Annotated in this window: 22 protein-coding genes; 12 read left to right on the top strand and 10 right to left on the bottom strand. The window is 68.2% G+C overall.

What is annotated here, in order from left to right; all coding sequences use genetic code 11:
• Positions 1-60: 60 nt before the first annotated feature.
• From ACZ7SW_RS38520 to ACZ7SW_RS38495, 6 genes are read right to left on the bottom strand one after another with little or no spacing between them, the layout of a single operon-like run.
• Positions 61-573: an SMP-30/gluconolactonase/LRE family protein gene (locus ACZ7SW_RS38520; RefSeq protein WP_470235292.1), complete on the bottom strand. Its 513-nt coding sequence runs from the start codon at positions 571-573 to the stop codon at positions 61-63.
• 1 nt (position 574) lies between these two features.
• Positions 575-2,056, bottom strand: coding sequence for a CoA transferase (locus ACZ7SW_RS38515; protein WP_470235291.1), 1,482 nt, complete (start codon positions 2,054-2,056; stop codon positions 575-577).
• On the bottom strand, positions 2,053-2,910 hold the full coding sequence (locus ACZ7SW_RS38510; RefSeq protein WP_470235290.1) for a 3-hydroxyacyl-CoA dehydrogenase NAD-binding domain-containing protein: 858 nt from the start codon (positions 2,908-2,910) through the stop codon (positions 2,053-2,055). Before ACZ7SW_RS38510 ends, ACZ7SW_RS38515 begins: the two co-directional genes overlap by 4 nt.
• 15 nt (positions 2,911-2,925) lie before the next feature.
• Entirely contained in the window at positions 2,926-4,089 is a 1,164-nt protein-coding gene (locus ACZ7SW_RS38505; protein ID WP_470235289.1) for an acyl-CoA dehydrogenase family protein, read from the bottom strand.
• A gap of 13 nt (positions 4,090-4,102) precedes the next feature.
• Positions 4,103-5,275, bottom strand: a complete 1,173-nt coding sequence (locus ACZ7SW_RS38500; protein WP_470235288.1) for an acyl-CoA dehydrogenase family protein — start codon at positions 5,273-5,275, stop codon at positions 4,103-4,105.
• 3 nt (positions 5,276-5,278) lie between these two features.
• Entirely contained in the window at positions 5,279-6,445 is a 1,167-nt protein-coding gene (locus tag ACZ7SW_RS38495) for a CaiB/BaiF CoA transferase family protein (protein WP_470235287.1), read from the bottom strand.
• Positions 6,446-6,575: 130 nt separating this feature from the next.
• Here ACZ7SW_RS38495 and ACZ7SW_RS38490 point away from each other — a divergent pair, with 130 nt between their 5' ends.
• The 8 genes from ACZ7SW_RS38490 (at position 6,576) to ACZ7SW_RS38455 (ending at position 15,985) form a co-directional block, all read left to right on the top strand.
• Positions 6,576-7,451, top strand: a complete 876-nt coding sequence (locus ACZ7SW_RS38490) for a LysR family transcriptional regulator (RefSeq protein WP_470235286.1) — start codon at positions 6,576-6,578, stop codon at positions 7,449-7,451.
• A gap of 123 nt (positions 7,452-7,574) precedes the next feature.
• Complete coding sequence (locus ACZ7SW_RS38485) at positions 7,575-8,975, top strand: fatty acid desaturase (RefSeq protein WP_470235285.1); 1,401 nt, start codon at positions 7,575-7,577, stop codon at positions 8,973-8,975.
• Complete coding sequence (locus ACZ7SW_RS38480) at positions 8,975-9,166, top strand: ferredoxin (RefSeq protein WP_037811043.1); 192 nt, start codon at positions 8,975-8,977, stop codon at positions 9,164-9,166. Before ACZ7SW_RS38485 ends, ACZ7SW_RS38480 begins: the two co-directional genes overlap by 1 nt.
• A complete protein-coding gene (locus tag ACZ7SW_RS38475) occupies positions 9,163-10,365 on the top strand; it encodes an NAD(P)/FAD-dependent oxidoreductase (protein ID WP_470235284.1) in 1,203 nt (400 codons plus the stop codon). The genes ACZ7SW_RS38480 and ACZ7SW_RS38475 overlap by 4 nt, the downstream gene beginning before the upstream one ends.
• 1 nt (position 10,366) lies before the next feature.
• Positions 10,367-10,990 carry a TetR/AcrR family transcriptional regulator gene (locus ACZ7SW_RS38470; RefSeq protein WP_470235283.1) on the top strand — a complete coding sequence of 208 codons (624 nt, stop codon included), beginning with the start codon at positions 10,367-10,369 and terminating at the stop codon, positions 10,988-10,990.
• Positions 10,991-11,032: 42 nt separating this feature from the next.
• Positions 11,033-11,761: an SAM-dependent methyltransferase gene (locus ACZ7SW_RS38465; RefSeq protein WP_470235282.1), complete on the top strand. Its 729-nt coding sequence runs from the start codon at positions 11,033-11,035 to the stop codon at positions 11,759-11,761.
• 59 nt (positions 11,762-11,820) lie between these two features.
• Entirely contained in the window at positions 11,821-12,216 is a 396-nt protein-coding gene (locus ACZ7SW_RS38460; RefSeq protein WP_470235281.1) for a VOC family protein, read from the top strand.
• 523 nt (positions 12,217-12,739) lie between these two features.
• The gene (locus ACZ7SW_RS38455) at positions 12,740-15,985 is read left to right on the top strand and encodes a DEAD/DEAH box helicase (RefSeq protein WP_470235280.1); all 3,246 of its coding nucleotides are present in this window, start codon (positions 12,740-12,742) and stop codon (positions 15,983-15,985) included.
• 14 nt (positions 15,986-15,999) lie between these two features.
• On the opposite strand, the gene ACZ7SW_RS38450 is transcribed toward ACZ7SW_RS38455, so the two are convergent.
• Entirely contained in the window at positions 16,000-16,752 is a 753-nt protein-coding gene (locus ACZ7SW_RS38450; protein WP_470235279.1) for a CDP-alcohol phosphatidyltransferase family protein, read from the bottom strand.
• A 33-nt stretch (positions 16,753-16,785) separates the two neighbouring features.
• Here ACZ7SW_RS38450 and ACZ7SW_RS38445 point away from each other — a divergent pair, with 33 nt between their 5' ends.
• Genes ACZ7SW_RS38445 through ACZ7SW_RS38435 form a run of 3 tightly spaced genes read left to right on the top strand, consistent with a single transcriptional unit; the run spans position 16,786 to position 18,904 of the window.
• On the top strand, positions 16,786-17,760 hold the full coding sequence (locus tag ACZ7SW_RS38445; protein WP_470235278.1) for a zinc-dependent alcohol dehydrogenase: 975 nt from the start codon (positions 16,786-16,788) through the stop codon (positions 17,758-17,760).
• 11 nt (positions 17,761-17,771) lie between these two features.
• On the top strand, positions 17,772-18,170 hold the full coding sequence (locus ACZ7SW_RS38440; protein ID WP_470235277.1) for a 6-pyruvoyl trahydropterin synthase family protein: 399 nt from the start codon (positions 17,772-17,774) through the stop codon (positions 18,168-18,170).
• Positions 18,167-18,904: a class I SAM-dependent methyltransferase gene (locus tag ACZ7SW_RS38435; RefSeq protein ID WP_470235276.1), complete on the top strand. Its 738-nt coding sequence runs from the start codon at positions 18,167-18,169 to the stop codon at positions 18,902-18,904. The genes ACZ7SW_RS38440 and ACZ7SW_RS38435 overlap by 4 nt, the downstream gene beginning before the upstream one ends.
• On the opposite strand, the gene ACZ7SW_RS38430 is transcribed toward ACZ7SW_RS38435, so the two are convergent.
• From ACZ7SW_RS38430 to ACZ7SW_RS38420, 3 genes are read right to left on the bottom strand one after another with little or no spacing between them, the layout of a single operon-like run.
• Positions 18,887-19,852: a DNA polymerase domain-containing protein gene (locus ACZ7SW_RS38430; protein WP_470235275.1), complete on the bottom strand. Its 966-nt coding sequence runs from the start codon at positions 19,850-19,852 to the stop codon at positions 18,887-18,889. The genes ACZ7SW_RS38435 and ACZ7SW_RS38430 overlap by 18 nt on opposite strands.
• 39 nt (positions 19,853-19,891) lie before the next feature.
• On the bottom strand, positions 19,892-20,671 hold the full coding sequence (locus ACZ7SW_RS38425) for an oxygenase MpaB family protein (RefSeq protein ID WP_470235274.1): 780 nt from the start codon (positions 20,669-20,671) through the stop codon (positions 19,892-19,894).
• Between the two features lie 42 nt (positions 20,672-20,713).
• Positions 20,714-21,589 carry a LysR family transcriptional regulator gene (locus ACZ7SW_RS38420; RefSeq protein ID WP_470235273.1) on the bottom strand — a complete coding sequence of 292 codons (876 nt, stop codon included), beginning with the start codon at positions 21,587-21,589 and terminating at the stop codon, positions 20,714-20,716.
• 70 nt (positions 21,590-21,659) lie between these two features.
• On the opposite strand from ACZ7SW_RS38420, the gene ACZ7SW_RS38415 reads away from it, so the two are divergent.
• A complete protein-coding gene (locus ACZ7SW_RS38415) occupies positions 21,660-22,802 on the top strand; it encodes an FAD-binding oxidoreductase (protein WP_470235272.1) in 1,143 nt (380 codons plus the stop codon).
• Positions 22,803-22,829 lie beyond the last annotated feature (27 nt).

The following is a 22,829-nucleotide window of genomic DNA, read 5'->3' as shown; positions in this document are numbered from 1 at the left end:
CTACGAACGCAAACCCAGCCACTACCTCGCCTTCCTCGCCCTCGGCGCCGCCATCACCTGCTACAAGAAACTCACCAAATGAGACATGCTCTTAGCCGGGCCTTTCTGCGTCCAGTACAGCTGCGTCGAGTCCACAGTGACGCCGACGCATTCCTGCGTCCCGCTGTCGTCCGGCTCGTTCACGATCAGGTCTGTGAGATCGGTGCCATCCGGACGCACCCGCGTGATCCGATAGCCTTCCCGGTCACCCCAGTACAGGAAACCGTTGTACGCCAACTGCTTCCCGGTAGTGAGGGTTCCATTCGGGACAATGTCGCGTGCACCGGTGCCGTCGAAGGAAACCGCATGCAGCCCGCCGTTACGCGCCGAGTAGTCGAGGCCAGCCTCGCCCGGCACCGACGGGTCGCGCGACGGCATTCCCATGGTGGTCCAATAAATAGTGCCATCGGCGACAACAACGCCATCCGGCGAGACACCAGCGTTTTTGTACAGCGGGGTAATCTGCCCGTCGGGAAGCCCGACGCGGTAAATCGTCCCGGTGCGAATGCCCAGCACCACAAGTTCGCTGAACATGTCACCTCCACTCTGGACGGTGCGATCCCCTGGGGATCAAAGGATTGGTGTAATAACCCGGAGTCTCCGACATCCGGATCTGTTCGGTGACACCGCGATACCGGCCGAGCGGGGTGTCCGCGGTGAACGTCTCGGGGTCGAAGTATTCGTGCCCGGGTGCGACGCCGGCGACCTCCGCCGCGTATCCCTTGTCGAAGATTCCCAGGCTCAGCAACCACAAGGCGACGCGGGTCAGCGAAACCTGCACCCGATAGGAACCGCCCCATTCCGCGCGGAGCATGAGTGCGCGCAGGATTCCCAGCTGCAGGAACCACGACGTGATGTAGTCGTTCACCACCGGCACCGCGGGCAGCGACGGGACCCCGCCCTCGCCTTCCAGCAGCATGACGCCGGACAGACAGCCGGCCGTCTGGTCGAAGCCGACGCGGCCGGACCACGGACCGGTGGCACCGTTGAGCGTCACTTCGGCGTGGATGATTCCGGGACGGATCTCGGCGGCGGTTTCCGCGTCGAGACCGTGTCGCGCGAGGTATCCGGGGCGACGGTTGGCGTAGAAGATGTCCGCACCGGTCAGCAGCCAGTGCATACGCTCCTGGTCGGACGGCCGGCGGAAGTCGAGCCGGGTGGAGCGAACGCCCACATTGGACGTCGCGTACAGCACCGGCAGTTCATATTCGCCCGGATCCCACACGTTCAGCACGTCCGCGCCGTGCAGCGCCAGCGCCCGGCCGCAGCCAGCGCCCGCGATGATGTGCGCGCGGCCGAGCGCGCGGACTCCTTCGAGCGGCGTGGAGGGGTTGGGGTGCAACGGTTCCGGCGGACTGTCGCCGATCCGCTCGACGATCACCGGTGGCATCGTCGACAGCACCGATTGGTACTGCTCGGTGGCCATCAGCTCTTCGGTCGTGCGCACCACCGGCATGATGACGCCCGCGGCCTCGGCGGCGTCCTCCAGCTCGAACGAGTTCCACTGCGAGATCGCCTGCCGCACCACGGCATCCCGTTCGGGAACGCCGAGCAGCGCGGCCGCGTCGTTGCGCAGCTTCGGATACGGGCTGATCGGGTGGACCCAGCGTCCGTCCGAAGTGGAGTAGAAGCGATCCGTGCCGAATGCGGGATCGACGCGCGCCGGGTCGCCTTGCGGGTAGCCGTCGAGCAGTTCCCATTTCTTGTCGTAGAACGGGCACAGCCGGTGCGGCGCGGTTCGCAGGTCCATCGAAATGTCCTGCCCGCGTCCGCCGCGCAGCTGCCAGATCTTCGCCACCGCAACGGATTTCGCCGCCAGCGCGATGGAGGTCGCCCCTGCCAGCCGCAGCGCGCCCGGCAGGACCGGGTCGGCTCCGGTGAATTCGATCCGACCGCCGGCGTCGGATTCCTGCAGTCCGACTGAGCCGAGGAGGTCGGCCAGCGGTTGGTGCAGGTCGTACTCGTCGGTGGTGGCCGGCTTGGCGAGCGCGGATTCGAGATGCTCGGTGAGAGTCATTCCTTCTCCAGCGCGTCCACCACCGCGCGGGTCCGGTTGTCTCGTGCCTCCACCCGCTGCGAGTAGGTGTCCGCGGTGCCGTAGGTCTGCTCGACCTCGTCGATCACCGCGTCGAGGTGTTCCCGGTCCGGATGGCCGATTTCGAACGTCATCTGCGAGCCGACGTGGCCCACCAGGTGCCGGATCCCGTCCGGTCCGCCGCCGAGATGCATGCTCTCGAACGGCCCGATAGTCGCCCACCGCGGCCCGAGCGACGCCTTGACCAGCTCGTCCAGGTCGCTCGCGGAAATCACGCCCTGCTGCACGAGGTACATCGCCTGGTCGTTGAAGACCTTCTGCAGCCGGTTCCCGACGAAGCCGGGAATCTCCTTCTTCAGGGTGATCGGCTTCTTGCCCAGCCCGCGGTAGACCTCGACGGCCTTCGCCACGGTCTCCTCGGAGGTCGAAACCCCGGGCACCACCTCGACCAGCGGCATCAGCTCGGGCGGGTTGAACGGGTGCCCGATCACGATCCGCGAGGCCGCCGCGTTGCCCTCGGCGATCACCGAGGGCAACAGCGACGAGGAGGAGGACGCCAGTACTACGTCGTCGCGCGTGGCGGCGGCGAGCGTCGCGAACATTTCCCGCTTCAGCTCGATCCGCTCCGGGCCCGACTCCTGGACGAAGTCGGCCCCTTCGGCGGCTTCCGCGAGGTCCGCGACTGCCGTGGCGGGCAGCCCGGCGAGGTCCCGGGCGACGATTTCCGGCAGGTCCGGACGCGGATCGGTGACCCGTACCGTCCAGCCCGCCTCGGCGAACAGCCGAGCCCAGGACACTCCGATAACCCCAGCACCGACGATCGCGACGACCGGCATGGCGCACTTCCTTTCTCAGGCGGTGACCGCGTCCGCGTTGTTGAGCAGCGCGCTCGGCGGCTTCAGCAACGCGTCCGACGCTAGCGCGCGGCGACGGGCCGCGCTCACTCCGCCATAACTCTCCGTAATTGCGACGAGGCGCGCCGCGTGGTGCGCGACCTCCGATTCGTAAGTCATTCCGATGCCGCCGTGCAGCTGGACGATCTCCTCGGCGGTCGCGGTCGCCGCGTCGCACACGAACACGAACGCGTCGTCCGCCACGGTGTCGAGGTCCACTGTGGAGGCACCCTTGTCGTACGCCTCGACCGTCGCGGTGGCCCACAGCGCCAGCGAACGAGCCAGCTCGACCTTCGCGTACAGATCGGCGGCCCGGTGCACGAGCGCCTGGAACGCCGCCAGCGGAACACCGAACTGCTTGCGGGTCTTGAGGTATTCGACGGTCATCGCGAGCCCGGTCTCCATCAGGCCGATCGCCTCGCCGGTCACCGCGACCCGCGCCCGCGAGAACGCGCGACGCAGCGCGGCCGGCGCGTCGGAGTCCGCGGTACCGAGCAGAACCGCTGGCGTACCAGCGAATTCGACCTGCGACGTGTGGCCCCAGTCCGCGGCGCGACCGTCCACGCGGGTAATGCCGTCCGCGGTCGCCTCGACCAGGTACACCCCGGTGCGGCCGTTCTCGTCCACCGCGGTGACCAGATATTTGTCGGCCTGGTCCGCGTTGCGCACCGGCGACTTCACGCCAGTCAGCTTCGAGCCCGCCGCCGTCACCGACGGCGCGACGCCCCACGGACGTCCCGGCTCGGCGTGTGCGACCGCGATCGTGGTGCCACCAGCGGCGAGCACCGGCAGCAGCGCCTTGACCTGGTCGTCGGTGCCCAGTTCGGCGATGATCCACGACGGCAGGAAAACGCCGTCGAGCAGCGGTTCGGCCGCCGCGTGCTTGCCCATCGCCTCCAGCGTCGCGTAGACCTCGACCGGGCCGGCGTCGGCGCCGTCGTGGTCGGCGGAAATCGGGAGACCGGCGAGACCCAGCTCGCCGAGGGTGTTCCAGACCTGGTCGTTCCAGCCGAGTTCGCTGCTCGTCGCGGCGGCGCGGCCGCCTGCCGGGTAACCGCGGCCGACTGCCGTGTCGACGGTCTCGAACAGCAGCTTCTGGTCTTCGTTGAATTCGAGGTTCATGAGTCGCCGTCCCTTACAGACCGAGGATCGTCTTCGCGATGACGCCGCGCTGGATTTCGTTGGAGCCGCCGAAAATCGACAGCTTCCGCTGGTTCAGGTACTGCGCCGCGGCCACCACCGAGGCCTCGTCGGCCCGCACCGGGGATTCGGTGTCCAGCAGCATGCCGTCGGAACCGGCCGCACGCATGCGCAGCTTCGTGAGTGCCTGCAGGGCCTGCGTGCCCTCCATCTTGAGCAGCGACGACACCGGGCTCGGCTGCCCGTTTTCCGACGCGGCGGTGACCCGCATCTGGGTCGCTTCGAGCGCGAGCAGCGTGGTCTTCGCGGTGTGCATGGCCGCGCGGAACTCCGCGTCGTCAGCGAGCGGACCGTCCTCAGTGGGCAGTTCCGCGGCCGCGGCGGCGAGGTCAGCGAAGATCCGCTGTCCGGTGCCGACCTGGGCGATGCCGTTGCGCTCGTTGCCGAGCAGGAACTTCGCGTACGTCCAGCCCTTGTTCTCCTCGCCGACGAGGTTCTCCGCCGGGATCACCACGTTGTCGAAGAAGAACTCGTTGACCTCCGCCGACCCGTCGACCAGCTTGATCGGACGGCGCTCGATGCCCGGCGTGTTGAGGTCCAGCAGCAGGAAGGACAGGCCCTGCTGCTTGCGCGGCGCGTCCGGGTTGGTCCGCGCGAGCACGAACATCCAGTCGCCGTACTGGCCGAGCGTGGTCCAGGTCTTCTGTCCATTGAGGACGTAGTGATCGCCTTCGAGCTTCGCCGTGGTGCGCAGTCCGGCGAGGTCCGAACCGGCCTCCGGCTCGGAGAAGCCCTGCGACCACCAGATGTCGAGATTCGCGGTGGCCGGGAGGAACTTCTGCTTCTGCTCCTCGCTGCCGAATTCCGCGATGATCGGGCCGACCATGCTCGCGTTGAAGGCGAGCGGCTGCGGCACCGCGTTGCGCTGCAGTTCCGAGGCGTAGATGTGGGATTGCGTGGGGGTCCAGTCCTTGCCGCCCCACTGCGTCGGCCAGTGCGGCACCGCGAGACCGTGCTCGTTCAGGATCCGCTGGCTGGTGACGATGTCGTCGCGCGTGATCAGGCCCAGTGCGCTGCGCTTGCGGATTTCCTCCGGAATCGCGCCGAGGAACACCTCCCGCAATCCGTCCCGGAACGCGAGGTCCTCTTTAGACAGTTCGAGATCCATCGATCAAACCCCTTCAGTGGTGCGTACGGCTCCGACGACTTCGGCGGTGCTCGCTCCGGCGCGTTCGGCGTGCCCGCGGAACCCGGCCGGGGTCCGCGAGAAATGCAGCGGGCTCTCCACGACGCGGATCGTGCCCTCAGTCGGGTGTTCCCGCTCGGTGATCAGCCCGACTTCCTGAACGTACGGGTCGGTCGGCAGGTCGGCGATGTCGACGACGACCGCGTACGGAACGTCGTGGGCGGTCAGGTACTCCTCCCACTCCGCGGTGGTGCGGCTGGCGGAGTTGGCCAGGACCTTCTCCACCCCCGCGGTGAAAATCTCCCGGTCGATCACCGGGGAGTCCCAGGCCGGGTCGGCCGCGGCGTCCTCGAGGCCGGCGCCGATCAGCAGCGTCCGCACGGCGTCGTTGGTGTAGGGCACCGCGGCGATCGCGCCGTCGTCGGCCGTGCGCATGGCCGCGTGCGTGTCGCTGAGCGAAAGCGGGTTGCCGACGTCTCCGGCGGCCGGGACGAAGACGTCGCCAGCCAGGTGTTCGACCAGGTTGACCGCGATCATCGCGTCGGCCATCGCCAGTTCGACCTGCTGGCCCTTGCCGGTGCGCTGCTGGTCGAAGAGCGCGGCCAGCACGCCGTTGAGCAGATACAGCGCGGCGGTCTTGTCGGCGATGAAGGTCGGGACGAACTGCAGTGTGCCGCCCGCCCGGTCCTGCAGGCTGACCAGGCCGGACGTGGCCTGGATGACCTCGTCGTAAGCGGGCCGGTTGGCGCGCGACGAGCCGGGCGCGAAGCCCTGCGCGTGGGCGTAGACGAGGCGGGGGAAGCGTTCGCGCAGCTGCTCGTAGCCGAGGCCGAGCCGGTCGAGCGCGGCGGCGCGCATGTTGGTGACGAGGACGTCGGCGCCGGCGAGCAGGGCGAAGAGGTCTTCGCGGCCGGCGGGGTCCTTGAGGTCGAGTTCGATGCTGCGTTTGTTCTGGTTGACCTGCATGTACAGCGGGGCCATCCCGGGCGTGCGGCCGGTGTTGGCCGGCGAGTGCCGGGCGACGTCGCGCAGCGGTTCGACCCGGATCACGTCGGCGCCGAAGTCGCCGAGGATCTGCGTGGCGTACGGGCCCATCACCGCGGACGACAGGTCGAGCACCTTAACCCCGGAAAGCGGTCCGGTGGCATCCATGTTCGCGGTCCTCCCGTTGACGATCTTTGGCTTCACCACTGACGCTAAGCGCTCGCTCACCGGAAGGGAATGACCGAGTGCATCAGATCGGTATGACCACGGTGATAACACCGTGGGTACGCTGCGCTTCGTGGAGATACACCACCTGCGGTACTTCCTCGCGGTCGCGCGCGAGCTCAACTTCACCCGCGCCGCGCGGGCGCTGAACATGTCCGTGCCACCGCTCAGCCAGCGCATTCGCGACCTCGAACGCGAGCTGGGCGAGCCGCTGTTCGACCGTTCCACCCACCACACCCGGCTGTCTGAGGCCGGCGAAGCGCTGCTGCCGCTCGCCGAATCGGTCGTTTCGGGCTTCGACGCCATTCCCCTTCGGATGCGCACCCGCGACCAGCGCGCCGACGTCCGCCTCGCCATCCCCGACGTGCTCAATCCCGCGCACCGCCGCCAGCTCAGCGAATCGATCCGCGCGCTGGACGGCTCCTACCGGTTCACGCTGCGGCAAATGCCGTCGCTCGGGATGGAATCGGCGCTGCTCAGCAACTCGCTCGACCTCGCTGTGTCCCACCTCGGCACTTCTGACGACCGGCTGTCCACCATCGTCCTTTACCGCGAACCGCTCGGTGCCGTAGTGGACGCGTCGCGGTTCCCCGGCCGGACCTCGCTTACCCTCGCCGACCTGCGCGGATTCCAGTATCTGCAGGGTCCGCGGCATTGGGATCTCGGCTCCCGGCGGGCCGAGCAGCTCGCCTCCCGGGGCATCTTGGTCGATCCGGAGGCACAGTTCTCCGACGTCAGCGGGCTGTTGATTTTCTTGCGCAGCACCAAAAGCTTCACCCTCGTGCCGATCGAATCCGCTACCGTGCTGGCGCTGGACCCGAACGAATGCGCGGTCCTCCCGATCGAAGATCTCGTCGCCACGCTGACCACGTTCCTGCTCCGGCGCACCGCGGACACCCGGCTGGACCCGGTGGTCGAGGTGCTGCGGCACGCCCGCGTCCCCGACTGACCTCGACTGATGCCCGACCTGGGGATTCACTCGGTCGTGGCGACTTTACATTTCCTGTTCTCTTGTCAATCGCGGTATACATGTCTTACCGTCATGTAAAGCCAGCCAACGGAGGAGGGCGCGATGAGCGAGATGACCGGCACGGTGCCGCTGGGGTCGACCGAACGCTGGACCGACAAGAAGCGGTACCTGTGGCTGATCGGGCTGGTCGTGCCGTCGCTCGCGTTCCTCGCGATCGGCCTGCACGCCGCGACCGGCTGGGGCGCCTGGTTCTGGATCGGGCCGATCGTGATCCTGGCGATCGTGCCCGCGATCGATCTGGTCGCCGGCCTCGACCGGAGCAATCCGCCGGACGACGTGATCGAGCGGCTCGAACAGGACCGCTACTACCGGTGGATCACCTACCTGTTCCTGCCGATCCAGTACGTCGGGTTCGTCTTCGCGTTCTGGCTGATCGCGCGCGGCGAGCTGTCCGTTGTGGACAAGATCGGGCTGGCGATCTCGATCGGCTGCATCGGCGGGATCGGCATCAACACCGCGCACGAACTGGGTCACAAGAAGGAAAGCCACGAGCGCTGGCTGTCGAAAATCGCGCTGGCGCAAAGCTTCTACGGGCACTTCTACATCGAACACAACCGCGGGCACCACGTGCGCGTCGCGACTCCGGAGGACCCGGCGTCGAGCCGCGTCGGCGAAAGTTTCTACCGGTTCTGGCCGCGCACGGTGTTCGGTTCGCTGAAATCCGCGTGGGGCCTGGAACGCAAGCGGTACGCCCGCCGCGACAAGCATCCGTTCCGGATCGGCAACGACGTGCTCAACGCGTGGCTGATGTCCGCGGTGCTTTGGGTGGCGATGGTGGCGTGGCTCGGCGTCGGAATCCTGCCGTACCTGGTGATCCAGGCGGTGATCGGGTTCTCGCTGCTGGAGGTCGTGAACTACATGGAGCACTACGGGATGCTGCGGCAGAAGGTCGGCCCGCCGGAGCGCCGCCGGTACGAGCGGGTGGATCCCAGCCACAGCTGGAATTCCAACAACATCGCGACCAACGTCCTGCTGTACCACCTGCAGCGGCACAGCGATCACCACGCCAACCCGACGCGTCGCTACCAGACCCTGCGCGATTTCGCCGAATCTCCGGTGCTGCCGACCGGATACGCCGGGATGATCGTGCTCGCATTGTTCCCGCCGCTGTGGCGTCGCGTGATGGACCCGCGGGTGCTCAACCACTTCGAGGGCGACCTCAGCCGGGCGAACATCCAGCCGTCGAAGCGGGAGAAAATCCTTGCCCGGTATGGATCTTCCGCTGCCGAGACTGTGGGTGTGCCGGACGACGTGCGCGGCGACGCCAGCGAAGGCGGGATGTGCCCTGGCTGCGGATACGTCTACGACGAGCAGCGCGGCGACCCGCGCGAAGGCTTCCCGGCCGGTACGCCGTGGTCGTCCATTCCGGACAGCTGGTGCTGTCCCGACTGCGGTGTAAGGGAAAAGGTCGACTTCGTCGCTCCCGGAAGGATGAGTGTGTGATGCGGATCGAAGCGGATCTGAACAAGTGTGACGGCCTGGGCATGTGCGAGGCGATGGCCCCGGACTTCTTCGAGGTGGGCGACGAGGGCACGGTTGTCGTGCTCGACGAGAACCCCGGCGAGGAGCACCGGACCGACCTCGCCGCGGCGGTCGACGCCTGCCCGGTGCTCGCGCTGAAACTGGTGTCATGACGCTCGCGGTGGTCGGCGCGTCGCTGGCGGGATTGCGAGCGGTCGAATCAGCGCGGCGGACCGGATACGACGGCCGGATCGTGTTGATCGGCGCGGAAGACCGGCTGCCCTACGACCGGCCGCCGCTGTCGAAGGCTTTCCTCGCGGCGGACGGACCCGTTGCGGTGGAACCATTTCTCAGCGCGGACGACCTGCGCGCTCTCGGCGTCGAACTCCAGCTGGGCACGCCCGCGACCGGACTCGCCCCGATCGCCCGTGAGATCCACATCGGCGACACGACGGTCCGCTACGACGCAGCGGTGCTCGCGACCGGGGCCGCCGCCCGAGTTCTCCCCGGTACCGAGGAGATCTCCGGTATCTACTCGCTGCGCACCGCGAACGACGCCGTCGCCATCCGGTCCGCGTTGGACAGTGGTGCTAGGACAGTCGTCATCGGAGCCGGTTTCATCGGCTCGGAAGTCGCTTCAGCCGCCCGCAAACGCGGCCTGACAGTGTCTATTGTGGAAGCTCTCGACACCCCTTTGGTGCGCGCGATCGGCCCCGAGGCCGGCGACGTCTGCGCGGATCTGCATCGCGCGGCAGGCACCGATCTCCGCCTGGGCACCAGGGTCACCGGCTTCGCGGCGAAAGACGGCGCAGTGACCGGAGTCCAGCTGTCCACCGGCGAAACCCTCCCCGCCGACCTGGTCGTCGCGGGAATCGGCGCGGCCCCGGCCACCGGCTGGCTGCGGGACAGCGGACTACTCCTGCACGAACGCGACGGCGGCGTCATCTGCGACGGCACGCTCGCCGCCGCGCACGGCGTCTACGCGGCCGGAGACGTCGCGCACGTGGCGAACGCGTTGTTCGACGGCGAGCTGATGCGCCTGGAGCACTGGACGAACGCGGCCGAGCAGGGTGCGGCCGCGGCTCGGCACGCGCTGGACCCCGCGAGCGCGCGGGTGTTCAGCGCCGTGCCGTATTTCTGGTCCGATTGGTACTCTCACCGCATTCAGTTCGTCGGGACGCCGCGGGCGGACGAGGTCGTCGTCGCGGTCCCGGCCGAGCACGGCTTCACCGCGCTGTACCGGCGCGGCGACCGGCTCGTCGGCGCGTTCACCGTCGACCGGCCGCGCGACATCATGAAGTACCGCAAGCGGATCGCCGCGCGGGCACCGTGGTCCGAGGCAGTCGCCTTCGCGCTGGAAACGGCCGCCTAGAATGACCGTCATGAGCGTGCTTCCGGTGCCCGCGGGCGGCCAGTACCGGCAGCCCATCATCACCGCCGCCATCGAACTCACCGCGAAATCCGGCTGGTCAGCGGTCACCATGGCGCGGCTGGCCGACCTGGTCGGGGTGAGCAGGCAGACCGTCTACAACGAGATCGGCTCGAAAACCGCCCTCGCCGAGGCGATGATCTCGCACGAGCTGCGCCGGTTCCTCGCCGTCGTCAGCACCGCGTTCGACCGGCATCCAGACGACCTGGTCGAGGCGATCTACGACGCCGTCCGAGCGGTGCTCGAACTGGCCGACGACAACATCCTTTTGCGCGCCATCGCCTCCGCGACGCACGGCACCGACAACGAATTCCTGCCGCTGCTGACCACCCGCGCCGGCACTCTGCTCACCGAAGCGAAAGCCGTCCTGCGCGGCCGGGTCCGCAGCTACGCACCGCCACTGGACGACGGTCAGCTCACCGTGGTCATGGACCTCGTCGTGCGCACCGTGCTGAGCCACGTCATGCAGCCCTCGGGCACCCCCGCCGAGACCGCCGACGGTCTGGCCTGGGTCGCCGCCCGCGTACTCGGCACCGCCCCGTCGGCGTCGATGCGCACCCGCTCGTAAACAAGATGCGCGGCCCGCATTCGTCGTGTCAGCCTGCCGCGCGTGAACCGTGAACGACTTTCCGCACTCGCCCACGCCCGGCACCCCATCGCGTCCCCGATCAGCGACGACGAGGTCCAGCGCCTGCTCGAGCGCAGCATCCCGCACGAGGACGCTGTTGTTCTAGACCTAGGCTGCGGCGGTGCCGAATGGCTCATCCGCGCACTCGCCGCGTACCCGAAACTCCGCGCCGTCGGGGTCGACACCTCGGAATTCGCCCTCTCGCGCGCCCGGGAAGCCGCCGCTGCTCAAGGCGTCGCCGACCGCCTGACCCTCCACCAGCGGCCCGCCACCGAATTCCCCGCCGCGGCCGAATTCGACACCGTCCTGTGCATCGGCTCAACCCACGCCTTCGGCGGCCTCTCGGACACCCTCGCCGCATTGCGACCCCACGTCCGCCCCGGCGGCCGCGCGCTGATCGGCGACGCCTATTGGGAAGCCGAACCAACCCCCGCCGCACTCGAGATCTTCGGCGGCCTGCCCGACCTGTCCGAACTCCTCGACCAGGTGACTTCCGCGGGCTGGACGCCGACCCACGGCCACACCAGCACGCGCGGCGAACTGGACGCCTACGAATGGTCGTGGACCGGAAGCGTCACCGAATGGGCCCTGGAGCACCCGGAAGACCCCGACCAGCCCGAAGCCCTCGCCGCCGCGGCCACCCACCGGGACGAGTGGCTCCGGGATTACCGGAACTCGTTCGGCTTCGCCTGCGTCGTGCTGCACCCTTGACAAAACTTCTTGTCAATGCGACGTTCGGACTCGACCCCAACCCGCGAAAGGGCAGTCCGATGACCGATCTCGTGCCGTTCCTGATGTTCCAGAAACGCGACGCCGCCGAGGCGATGGCCTTCTACACCTCGCTGTTCCCCGGCGACTCCGTGCTGTCCGAACAGCGCTACGGTGCCGAGGGCCCCGGACCGGAGGGGACGATCGTGATGGCCGAGTTCACCGTCGCCGGGCAACGGGTGCGGTGCAGCGACAGCTTCGTCCAGCACGGCTTCGACTTCACGCCGTCGACCTCGCTGTTCGTGACCGTCGACTCGACAGACGAACTCAAGCGGATCTACGAAGCACTCAGCGAAGGCGGCGGAACGCTGATGCCCCTGGACGACTACGGCTTCGGGCCGTTCGCCTGGGTCAATGACCGGTGGGGCGTCTCGTGGCAGTTGAGCGCGAAGAGCTGAGTTTCACAACAGGATACGTGTACGGTTTCTTTTTGCGATTGCTAACCGGGGCGGATCCGCAGCTCGAGAGCAATTCTCGCCTTTATTGACTCGGTGACAGATACCGCGAAAAGGAATACGGCCGGGTTACCCACGGACGGGTTAAGGAGGCCTATTCGGTCCCCGCTATGGTGGGTATTGGGAGGTTGGCAATCAGCCTGAGGGGGGGCCGATACCGCATCCCGGGGCCAGTCCGCTTTACCCGCAGTAGTCCCGCTCAGGCGGTGCCGGTCGGGGCGAGCGGCTGGCCCTTTTGCGGTACTGCGGAATCAAGAGCCACGACAGTGCGGGAACCACGGTTTCCGGAGCTGGATCCGCATCGGCACAAGGGCCAGCTCGTACGTTCCCGTGGAAGTCGCCAGCCCGCCGGACCATCAGGAATTCCCCGCTCCGAGTTTCGCCGCCTTCCCCGCACCGGGATACGAATATCCCGATCCAGCGCCGCGGCACTGCGCTAGGTTGCTCCCGGGGAGGGAAGCGAGGGATGGCCCTGAGCGAGCAAAGCGATGCGGACCGCGCACGGATAGTCCGGTATTGGCACACGGTCGAGATGTTCAACCCGCCGTCAGTGGACAAGGCGAACAGGCAGCGGAGGGTTTTTCGAGCGCAACCCGGCCGCCCGCTGCCGTGGGACCGGAACCACGAAATCCACCAGGAGACCTTGCGCCCGGACCAGGAGTGGCGGCATACGGTCTACGTCGGCGTCTTTTCCCTTGAGCAGGTATTCGATGTGCTCTCGCAGGTCTTCGAGACCCATGCCGACAGCTACAACGAACGACCGCCCGGCGAGAGCGCTCTGGCCGCATTCGCGGTGACGGACGACGGGCGGCCGATCCTCGGCTCCGAAGTTCTCTCCTCGTGCGCATGGGCAACCGGGCGCACAGTGCGTCCCGGCCCGGAGGCACCCGATTGGCTCTCCGGTTTCGCCGACGCGAAGCGCTTGTTCAGCGACAAGTTCGAGGACACGCTCAGTCTGGATGTCATCGACGAGACAGCTCCTCGCCGCCCGCGGATCGACGGGCCGATGAACCGGCCGCCGCTGAACCTGAGCGAGCTGGTCGCGTGCCGCGTCGTCGCCGCCGCGCTCACTGCTGACAACGGCACGCTGGACGGGACTGAGATACGGATCCGCAGTGTCGTCGTGAAGAAACGCGCCGCGGACAACGTGACCAACATCGACTTCCTCAACAGCATGATCGTCAACGACCTGGACCGGGTCGCGTCGGACGCCGCGCGCGGCGGAACCGGTCAGGCGCTTCTCGAGTACCTGCGGCCGAACGAGCATTTGCGCCTCGACCGGCGCATTGACGTGCAGCATGATCTCGACGCGGTTCTCGTCCGCACCGCGCCGACGGAAGCGCCGGCCGGGCGATGGCCGTCCTCTCCGGAACACCCGCTCGCGCTCGGCCAGCAGCTGGCGGTCAACGCCGCGCTGCGCCGTTCCGCCGAGACCGGCCCGATCTTCGCCGTGAACGGACCGCCCGGCACCGGCAAGACCACGATGCTCCGCGACCTGATCGCCGGGATCGTCGTGGAACGAGCCCGCGCACTGTCCACCTTGGTGTATCCGATCGACGCCTTCACCGGGATCACCGACACCTGGCACACCGACAACTACAAGCGTGTCCTCCAGCATTGGAAACCCGAGTTCACGGGGTTCGAGATCGTGCTCGCCTCGGCCAACAACGGCGCCGTCGAGAACGTGACCAACGAGATCCCTGCCCGGACTGCCGTCGACGAATGCTGGTTGGAGATGGCCCAGGAGGTCGACTACTTCCCGCAGCTCGCGTCGGCTTTGTTGCAGGCAGGTAAGTCCGCGGCCGAGAGGGCCGGGCAGGGCTCGCCAGAACAGGGCTGGGCGCTGACCGCGGCACGTCTTGGCAACAAAAGCAATCGCGGAGATTTCGTCGACGCGTTCTGGTATCGAAAGCCGGACAGCTTGGCCGGCCAGGACACCGCGGATCTCAGCCCGGCCGAACGGGCCGAACTCGGGATGCTTTACCTCCTCAAAGAGTTCGAGGCAGAGGGGACTCCCCCGGACTGGACTGACGAAAGAGCTCTCTTCCTCGAAGCGGCTCGGCACGAAGCCGATTTGCGCGCCGAACGGCAACAGGCTTACGAGGATCTGCGGCGGTTGCCTTCGGCGATCGCCCAAGAAGCTCATGATCTGCGAGAGCTCGCTGCCGCCGACGCACGGCTCGCTGCCTGCGGGGACGCGGTCCGGTCCGGAGAACAGGCTGCCCGCTTGTGCCGCGACGACCGGGACCAGTGGTACGACCGCCGTCGTCGCCACCACGATTTCAAACCTGGCTTGCTCCAGTGGCTGGTCTCTTTCGGCAAGCGCAATCGGAAATGGCGAGAGGAAGACGACGAGCTCGGCGACAAGCTTCGTGCCGCTGAAGACGCAGCGGCGCAAGCCGAGTTCGCGCTCAACGCGGCCCGGACGGAGCTGGCCGCCGCCGAACGGGAACAACAGCAGTGTCACACCCGGTCAGCCAGGTCCCGGCACCTCGCCACAGCCCTGCGCGACCGCGTCGCCACGGCACGACGGCAATGGGGCAAGCACGTACCGGACGACGACTGGCACCACGACCGCGAACGGCGCGAACTCGCCGCCCCGTGGCTGGATCCGGCCCGGAACCGCGCGCGGACCGAACTGTTCCTCGCGGCGCTCAGGCTGCACAAGGCGTTCCTTCGCCAAGTCCCTGCCCAAATGCGGAAGAGCCTGCATGCCGCGGTCGATGTCGTCGCGGGCGTCGCACCGGGCGACATCGACGCGACAAAACTGCGCGCAGCCTGGCAAGCCTTGTTTTTCGTGGTTCCGGTTGTTTCCACCACGTTCGCCTCGGTGGGGCGGCTGTTCGAGGGCCTCGGCGCGGAGAGCATCGGGTGGCTGTTGATCGACGAAGCGGGCCAGTCGACCCCGCAGAACGCTGTCGGAGCGCTATGGCGAGCGCGACGCGCGGTAGTCGTCGGCGATCCGCTTCAGCTCAAGCCGGTCACGACTCTGCCGTTCACCGCCGATCAAGCGATCCGGCTGCGTCACGATGTCGACGAACAATGGCTGACCACCCGCACATCCGTCCAGAAGGTCGCCGACCGGCTCAACCCGCTCGGCACCGAACTGCGCACGGATGACGGCAGGATCTGGGTCGGTGCCCCGCTGACCGTGCACCGACGCTGCGACCAGCCGATGTTCGGCATTTCCAATGCGATCGCCTACGACGGTCTCATGATCCACGCGACGAGCCCTTCCGGGAACCGGAAGTTCGCCTCCGCGCATCCCCTCGTGCCGGACTCCAAGTGGATCGACGTGCGAGCCGACAGCCCGGGCAGCCATTGGATACCGGCCGAAGGCGTGCAACTGGACCGGATCCTGGCGGCTCTGAAGGACCTGGAGATCGCGTCGTCGCAGGTGATGGTCATCGGCCCGTTCCGCGAGATCGCACAGCAAGTCGTCCACCGGAAAGAGCGCTACCCCGGTTTAGTGGCGGGGACTGTGCACACCGCCCAGGGCAAGGAGGCCGACATCGTCATCCTGGTGCTGGGCAGCGACCCCCAGAGCGAAGGTGCTCGCCGGTGGGCCGCGAGCGAGCCCAACCTGCTGAACGTCGCGGTGAGCCGCGCCAAGCGGCGGCTCTACGTCATCGGCAACCGATCGGCCTGGTCCAGGAAGAGGTACTTCTCCACCCTGGCGGCCAAGCTGCCCCATCGCCAGCCGCTGGACTGACCAAGCATCAGTGCCTAGTCCGTGCTTCCGGCCGCGAAACCCTTCCGGGGTGTTCCGCGCCGAGTCCGGTACAACCACCACACATCCCGGCCAAAAGACCAGCTCAACGTCGCCACCGCGATCCCCGCCAAGATCACCGGCACGAACCCGGCCGCTGCGGCTGTCAGGGTGATTCCTTGCAAAGCCGCTACCGCCTTCCGGGCCCAGCTCGGGCGCAGCGATGCCCGCAGCCACGGCCACAGCCGCGCCGCCGCTACGAAGGCGTATCGCATCAGGCCGATTGCCAGTACCCACGGGCCGACCTTCGTGGCGACCAGGACGCTCAGTACCAGGATCAGGAACGCGTCCGCTTCCATGTCGAAGCGGGCGCCCAGCGCGGAGACGGTTCCGGTGCGGCGGGCGACGTGGCCGTCTAGTGCGTCCAGGGCCAGGGCGACTGCGGCGATGGGGACGATCAGGGCCAGCGGCGGGTGCCCGCCCAGGCGGTCGGCGACCAGAGCCGTCACGATGCCGATCAGGGCCGCTCGGGCGAGGGTCACCTGGTCGGCGGGGCCCAGCCGGTAGACGCGGATTCGCCAGGCGCCCTGGGTGAGCAGTACCAACAGGCCGAGGAGGTAGGCCACGCCGACTGCCCAGCCGGCTGGGCCCAGGCCGGTCGTCACGGTCAGCAGGGTCAGCAGCGCGAGTTGCGCCAGCAGCGCGGGGGCCTGCTGGACGACAGTTGAACCCAGCTCGGCCGGGGTTCGTGTACAGGTGGAGACAGCCATTTCGCCTCGATCCGGCAGCAACGGAGGACAACCTTGACACGGGCGGCGCAGGCTTTCTGGTTCACTTCGGCCGCGGGCGGGGAGGTCCGATCGGCCGAGGTGGCTGCTCCACAGGACGATGAAGTGCTGGTCCGAACGCGATTTTCGGCGTTGAGCCGCGGTACGGAAAGTCTCGTATTACGCGGCGGCGTGCCGGCGAGCCAGCAGGACATCATGCGCGCGCCGTATCAGGAGGGCGACTTTCCGTGGCCGGTCAAGTACGGCTACCTGAACGTCGGCGAGGTCCTTTCCGGACCGCCCGAGCTGACCGGCCGCACGGTGTTCTGCCTCTACCCGCATCAGACCGAGTACGTCGTGCCCGCGTCGGCGGTCACGGTGGTGCCGGACGACGTCCCCGCGGCGCGGGCGGTGCTCGCCGGGACTGTCGAGACCGCGGTGAACGCGCTCTGGGACGCGGCGCCGCTGGTCGGCGACCGGATCGCGGTGGTCGGGGCGGGCATGGTCGGCTGCAGTGTCGCGCGGCTGCTTTCCCGCTTTCCCGGCGTGGACGTACAGCTCGTCGATCCCGACCCGGACCGCGCCGAGGTCGCGGACGCGTTCGGCATCCGTTACGCCACCCCGGAAACCGCGACCGGCGACCTCGACCTCGTGGTGCACGCCAGTGCGACCGACGCCGGGCTCGCGCGTTCGCTGGAGCTGCTCGGCCACGAGGGCACGGTCGTCGAGTTGAGCTGGTACGGCGACCGTCAGGTGTCGGTGCCGCTCGGCGAGAACTTCCACTCGCGCCGGCTCACTGTGCGCGGCAGCCAGGTCGGTACCGTCTCGCCAGCCCGCGCGGCGCGGCGCGGTTACGGCGACCGGATGGCGCTGGCGTTGCGGCTGCTCGCGGACTCGGCGTTCGACGTCCTCGTCACCGGCGAATCCGCCTTCGCCGAACTGCCGGACGTCGCGGCGCGACTGGCTGACGGAACTCTGCGCGGACTGGCTCACCGGATCACCTACCCGTAAAGGAGAACGCGTTGTTCAGTGTCACCGTGCGCGATCACATCATGGTCGCCCACAGTTTCCGCGGCGAGGTTTTCGGCCCGGCGCAACGCTTGCACGGCGCGACGTTCGTGGTCGACGCGACGTTCCGGCGGTCCGAATTGGACTCGGACAACATCGTCGTCGACATCGGGCTCGCCACGCAGCAACTGGGTGCGGTGCTCGCCGACCTGAACTACCGGAACCTCGACGACGAGCCCGATTTCGCCGGGATCAACACCTCGACGGAATACCTCGCCAAGGTGATCGCCGACCGGCTCGCGGACCGGATCCACGCCGGGGAACTCGGCGAGAACGCGCGCGGGCTGGCCAAGATTTCGGTGACCCTGCACGAATCCCACGCCGCTTCGGCCGGATACGAGCGTTCGCTGTGACCACAGTGGACTCTTCCGGTTACGCGCCGGAATGGCTGAAACTCAGAGAGCCAGCCGACACCGCGGCCCGGGCTGCCGATCTGGTCGCCTTGCTCCCGGCCAGTCCAGCGGTGATCCGGGACCTCGGCTGCGGCACCGGCGCGATGGGACGCTGGTTGAGCGGTCGCCTGCCGAAGCCACAGCGGTGGATTCTGCACGACCAGGACCCTCGGTTGCTGAAGATCGCCGCGCGCAGCCTTCCACCGGGGATCAGCGTCGAGACGGAACAGGCGGACGCGACTCGGCTGGACCTTAGCGGCACTTCTTTGGTCACAGCTTCCGCACTGCTGGATCTTCTTACCGAGGAAGAGATTCAGCGACTAGTGAAGTCCTGTGTGGACGCGGGAAGCCCAGCACTGTTCACGTTGTCCGTGACCGGATCGGCCGAGATAGCGCCACCGGACGCGGCAGACGAAGCGCTCAACGAGGCATTCAACGACCACCAGCGCCGAGACGGAAAGCTAGGCCCGGAGGCCGTCGCCTTCACCGCGGCGGAGTTTCAGCGACACGGTTGGACAGTCCACACCAGACCGTCACCGTGGCGGCTCGGTCCAGAGCACCGCGACCTCATCGACGCCTGGTACCGCGGATTCGTTGCCGCAGCACGAGAACAAGACCCATCGCTAGCCGCTCCCGAGGACCGGCAGATCACCGACGTCACCGTGCACCACCAGGATCTACTCGCTCTCCCCTGACTCCCGTCGCGCCCGGGCCCGGCGTTTGCCCTCGTGCATCGCCGCGACCCGGGCGACCGGGATCGTATGCCCCTCGGCCACGAGATCTGCCGGAAGTTCCTGCGGCTCCGGCAGTTCCTCCGCCCACGGGTCGGCGCTGCCCAGAAGTTCCACCGCGGTCTTCACGGTGAAATCCGCCGGTTTGACGTTGTCCGCGTCCGCCCAGCGAACCGGGAACGAGACCGGCGTGCCCGGCCGGATCCGCGGACTGTAGACCGCCGCCACCGTAGCCCCGCCCGCGCGGGTCGAATCGAGAAACACCTTGCCGTGCCGGTCTTCCCGGATGAACGCCGTGGTCGCCAGCCGCGGATCGATCCGCTCCGCCCGCGCGCCGACCGCCCGGGTCGCCGCCGCGACGTCCTCAAAGGACAGTCCGGGAACCAGCGGCACGAACACGTGCACGCCCTTGGATCCGCTGGTCTTCAACGCACCGGCGAGCCCGACGTCCGCCAAGGCCTGCCGCACCAACCGAGCCGCTGCCACCGCGACGCTGAAATCCGCGCCCTCGGGCGGATCGAGGTCCATGATCAGATCGGTCTGGCCGACCGGCTCCACTCGCGTCAGCGCGGGATGCAGCTCGACCGCGCGCTGATTGCCGAACCACAACAGAGTCCGCCGGTCGTTGCACAGGCCGTAGGTGACCGTCCGTTGCGAACTCTCCGCCCACAGTTTCGCCCGCGGCACCCACTCCGGCGTGTACTTCGGCAGGTTCTTCTGCATGAACGCGTCCTGCCCGCGCAGCACGCGCATCACCGACAGCGGACGGTCGCGCAGCACCGGCAGCAACCGGTCCGCGACGGCGTCGAAGTAGTCGACGAGGTCGCGCTTCGCCGCCCCGGCGTCGGCGAACAGCTCCTGGTCGAGGTTGGTCAGGGAAACCCCTTCACGCACCTCATCCGCTTTGGCCATACGCCAACCCTTGCCGACCAGACCATCCCGGTCAACCGCTTAGACGAGCGGTTTTCCCTTCCGCGACCGCCGCCGGAAGTCCGCGAGGCAAGCGTCGTAGGGGAAACGCCGCACGCGCGACGGAAGCCGTTCGACCATTCGGCCGATCCCGCGCGTCAGCCGATCGAACCGGCGCTGGTCCGCGGCCGACCACGGCAGCCGCATCTGCTCGCGGAACTCCTCCGGCAGGAACCCGGTCGTGACGAAGCGGTGGAACCGTCCGAAGAGGAGCGACAACGGCCGCGGCAGGAATTCCAGGTTCGCGATGGCGGTGAGGTACTCGCGGAGCCGGTCGTCGATGTCCACTTGGGCCAGTCCGTCCGCCCAATACGCGGCGAAGTCCTCCGGCCAGTCTTCCGGACGCACCTGCAGCGTCGTGCCCAGCACGGCGGCCTCGGCGTACCACGATTCCGGAGCGGGCCGACCGAGAAACGCGCGATGCACGTCCTCGACGCCGTGGCACAGACAGGCGGCGACCCACAGCTGCAGCTCCCGGTCGAAAGCGCGGTACTGGGCCGGACTGGCCTCGGTCGAAACCACCTGGGCGTGCACCGCGTTCACCGCCCGCCGGTACGCCGCCCGGTCCGCGTCAGTGCCCAGCACGGCGACCGCGAGGTAGGTGACGGTCGTGCGCGTGCGTTTCAGCGGATGTTTGAAGAGATTCCCGGAATCGACGCGGCTTTCCAGCACGCCGTAGCCGACCGCGGGCCGGCCCAGCTGCATGATCACGTTCGCGCCGCCCGCGAGCAGGCTGACGCCGAGCATGCCGTCCTGGAGCATCCGTCCAGGGGAACGCCTCCGTTGACACCTTGTCAAGAACTGTCAGAGCACCGACCGGGCGAACTCGATCAGCGCACGGGCCGCGGGCCCAACCGGGCCGTCGGACCGCCACGCCAGCGCCAGCTGCCCGCGCAGCTCCGGTCGCAGCCGCAAGGTGTGCAGCTTCTCGGCGTAGTAGCGCGCGAGCGATCGCGGAACCAACGCCACCCCGAGGCCGCGCATCGCGAGTTTGGCCAGCACGTTCGGGTCGCTCGCCTCGATCGTCACCCGCGAATGCAGCCCGGCCGCAGCGAAGCCGCGGTCCAGCACACCACGCATGCCGGTGCCTTTCGGCAGGCAGATCAGCGACCGTTCGGCCAGCTCAGGCAGGGTGATCGAGGCACGGTCGGCGAACTCGTCGCGCGGCGCGGTGACGGCGACGAGCTCCTCGTCGAGCACGATCTGGGTGGTGAGCCCGGCGGGCACGCCGTCGGCGAGGCCGATCACCGCGACGTCCAGCCGTCCTTCGCGCAGCGCGTCGACCATCAGGTCGGAATTCGCTTCGCTGAGCGTGATTTCCACGCCGGGGTAGCGTTCGGCGAACTCGGCCAGGAACTCCGGCAGCTCCACCGGCCCGAGGGAAGTCACCATCCCCATCGCGACCTGGCCGCGCACCAGCCCTTCGTGCTCAGCGACCGTCTCGCGCACCGCTGCGACCGCCGCCAGCGCGGCCCGCGCATGCGGCAGGGCGGCCTCGCCGACCCCGGTGAGTCGTACTGTGCGACCGGACCGGTCGAACAGCGGCTGCCCGAGTTCGCGTTCCAGCCGCCGGATCTGCGCGCTGACCCCGGGTTGAGCGACGTGCATCCGGGCCGCCGCGCGGGTGAAGTTGGCTTCCTCCGCGACCGCGACGAAGTACTCGAGCTGATGCAGTTCCATAATCAGTGATTATAGCTGCCGGAACTAGTATCTCTTGGACTTATCGCTACAGAGCTAGCACGCTGAAGGCATGCAGACGTTCACCCCTGACCAGGCCGGTTACCGCGAAGAGATCGCCGGGTTCCAGACCGGCATCAGCTCCACCCCGCAGCTGGTCGTCGCCGCCACCAGCGCGGACGACGTCGCCGCCGCGGTCCGGCTCGCGGCCGAGCGCGACCTGCCGGTTTCCGTGCAAGCGACCGGACACGGGCTGCGCGCGCCGGCCGAGGGCGTGCTGATCTCGACGCGGCGGATGACCGGCGTGACCGTCGACCCGGAGCGCGCCGTGGCGCGCGTCGAAGCCGGAACCACCTGGGGCAGCGTCATCACCGCCGCCGCGGAACACGGGCTCGCGCCGCTGAGCGGTTCTTCCCCGGGCGTCGGCGTGGTCGGCTACACCCTCGGCGGCGGTTTCGGTCTCCTCGGCCGGCACTTCGGACTGGCTTCGGACCGCGTCCGCTCCGCCGAGCTCGTCCGGTCCGACGGCACCCGCACAACCGGCCCGATCGGCGCCGGGATCGTGACCGCGCTGGAGTTCGACCTCGTCCCGGTGACCACGCTGTACGGCGGCGGACTGTACTTCGACACCGCCAAGATCCCGGACGTCCTGCGCACCTGGCGCGACTGGACCGCCGACCTGCCCGACACCGTCGGCACCTCGGTCGCGATGGTGCCCTACCCGGATCTGCCGATGGTGCCGGAACCGTTGCGGGGCAAGCACATCGCGCACATCCGCGTGGCCTACCTCGGCACCGATGGCGACCAGCTCGTCGCACCGCTGCGCGCACTCGGCCCGCTGCAGGAAACGCTCACCACGATGCCGTTCACCGATTCCGGCAAGATCGCCGCGGAACCGCCGAACCCGCATTCGTACCTCGGCGACAACCGCGTGCTGCCGACGCTCCGGGACGACGTGCTGAGCACCGTGCTCGACCACGCCGGCCCGGACGCGCCCGTGCCGACCGTGCTGATCATCGACCTGCTAGGCGGCGCGTACCAACACTCGACCGCGCCGGATTTCACCGCCGATTCGCGCTACACCGTGCGCGCGCTGTCGATGATCGAGCCCGACGCGGCGACCGTTCAGGCCGCGCACGCCAAGCTGTTCGCCCCGCTGGACCCGATGTCGACTGGACGGCTGCGGAGCTTCGTCTACGGACAGCCGCTGAACTGACTGTGCCGATCATTACTAATCCGACCA

It is taken from the genome of Amycolatopsis sp. NPDC114484 (assembly GCF_055633755.1).
Note: the sequence above shows the minus strand (reverse complement) of the source record. Positions and strands in the feature narration are given on the sequence as shown.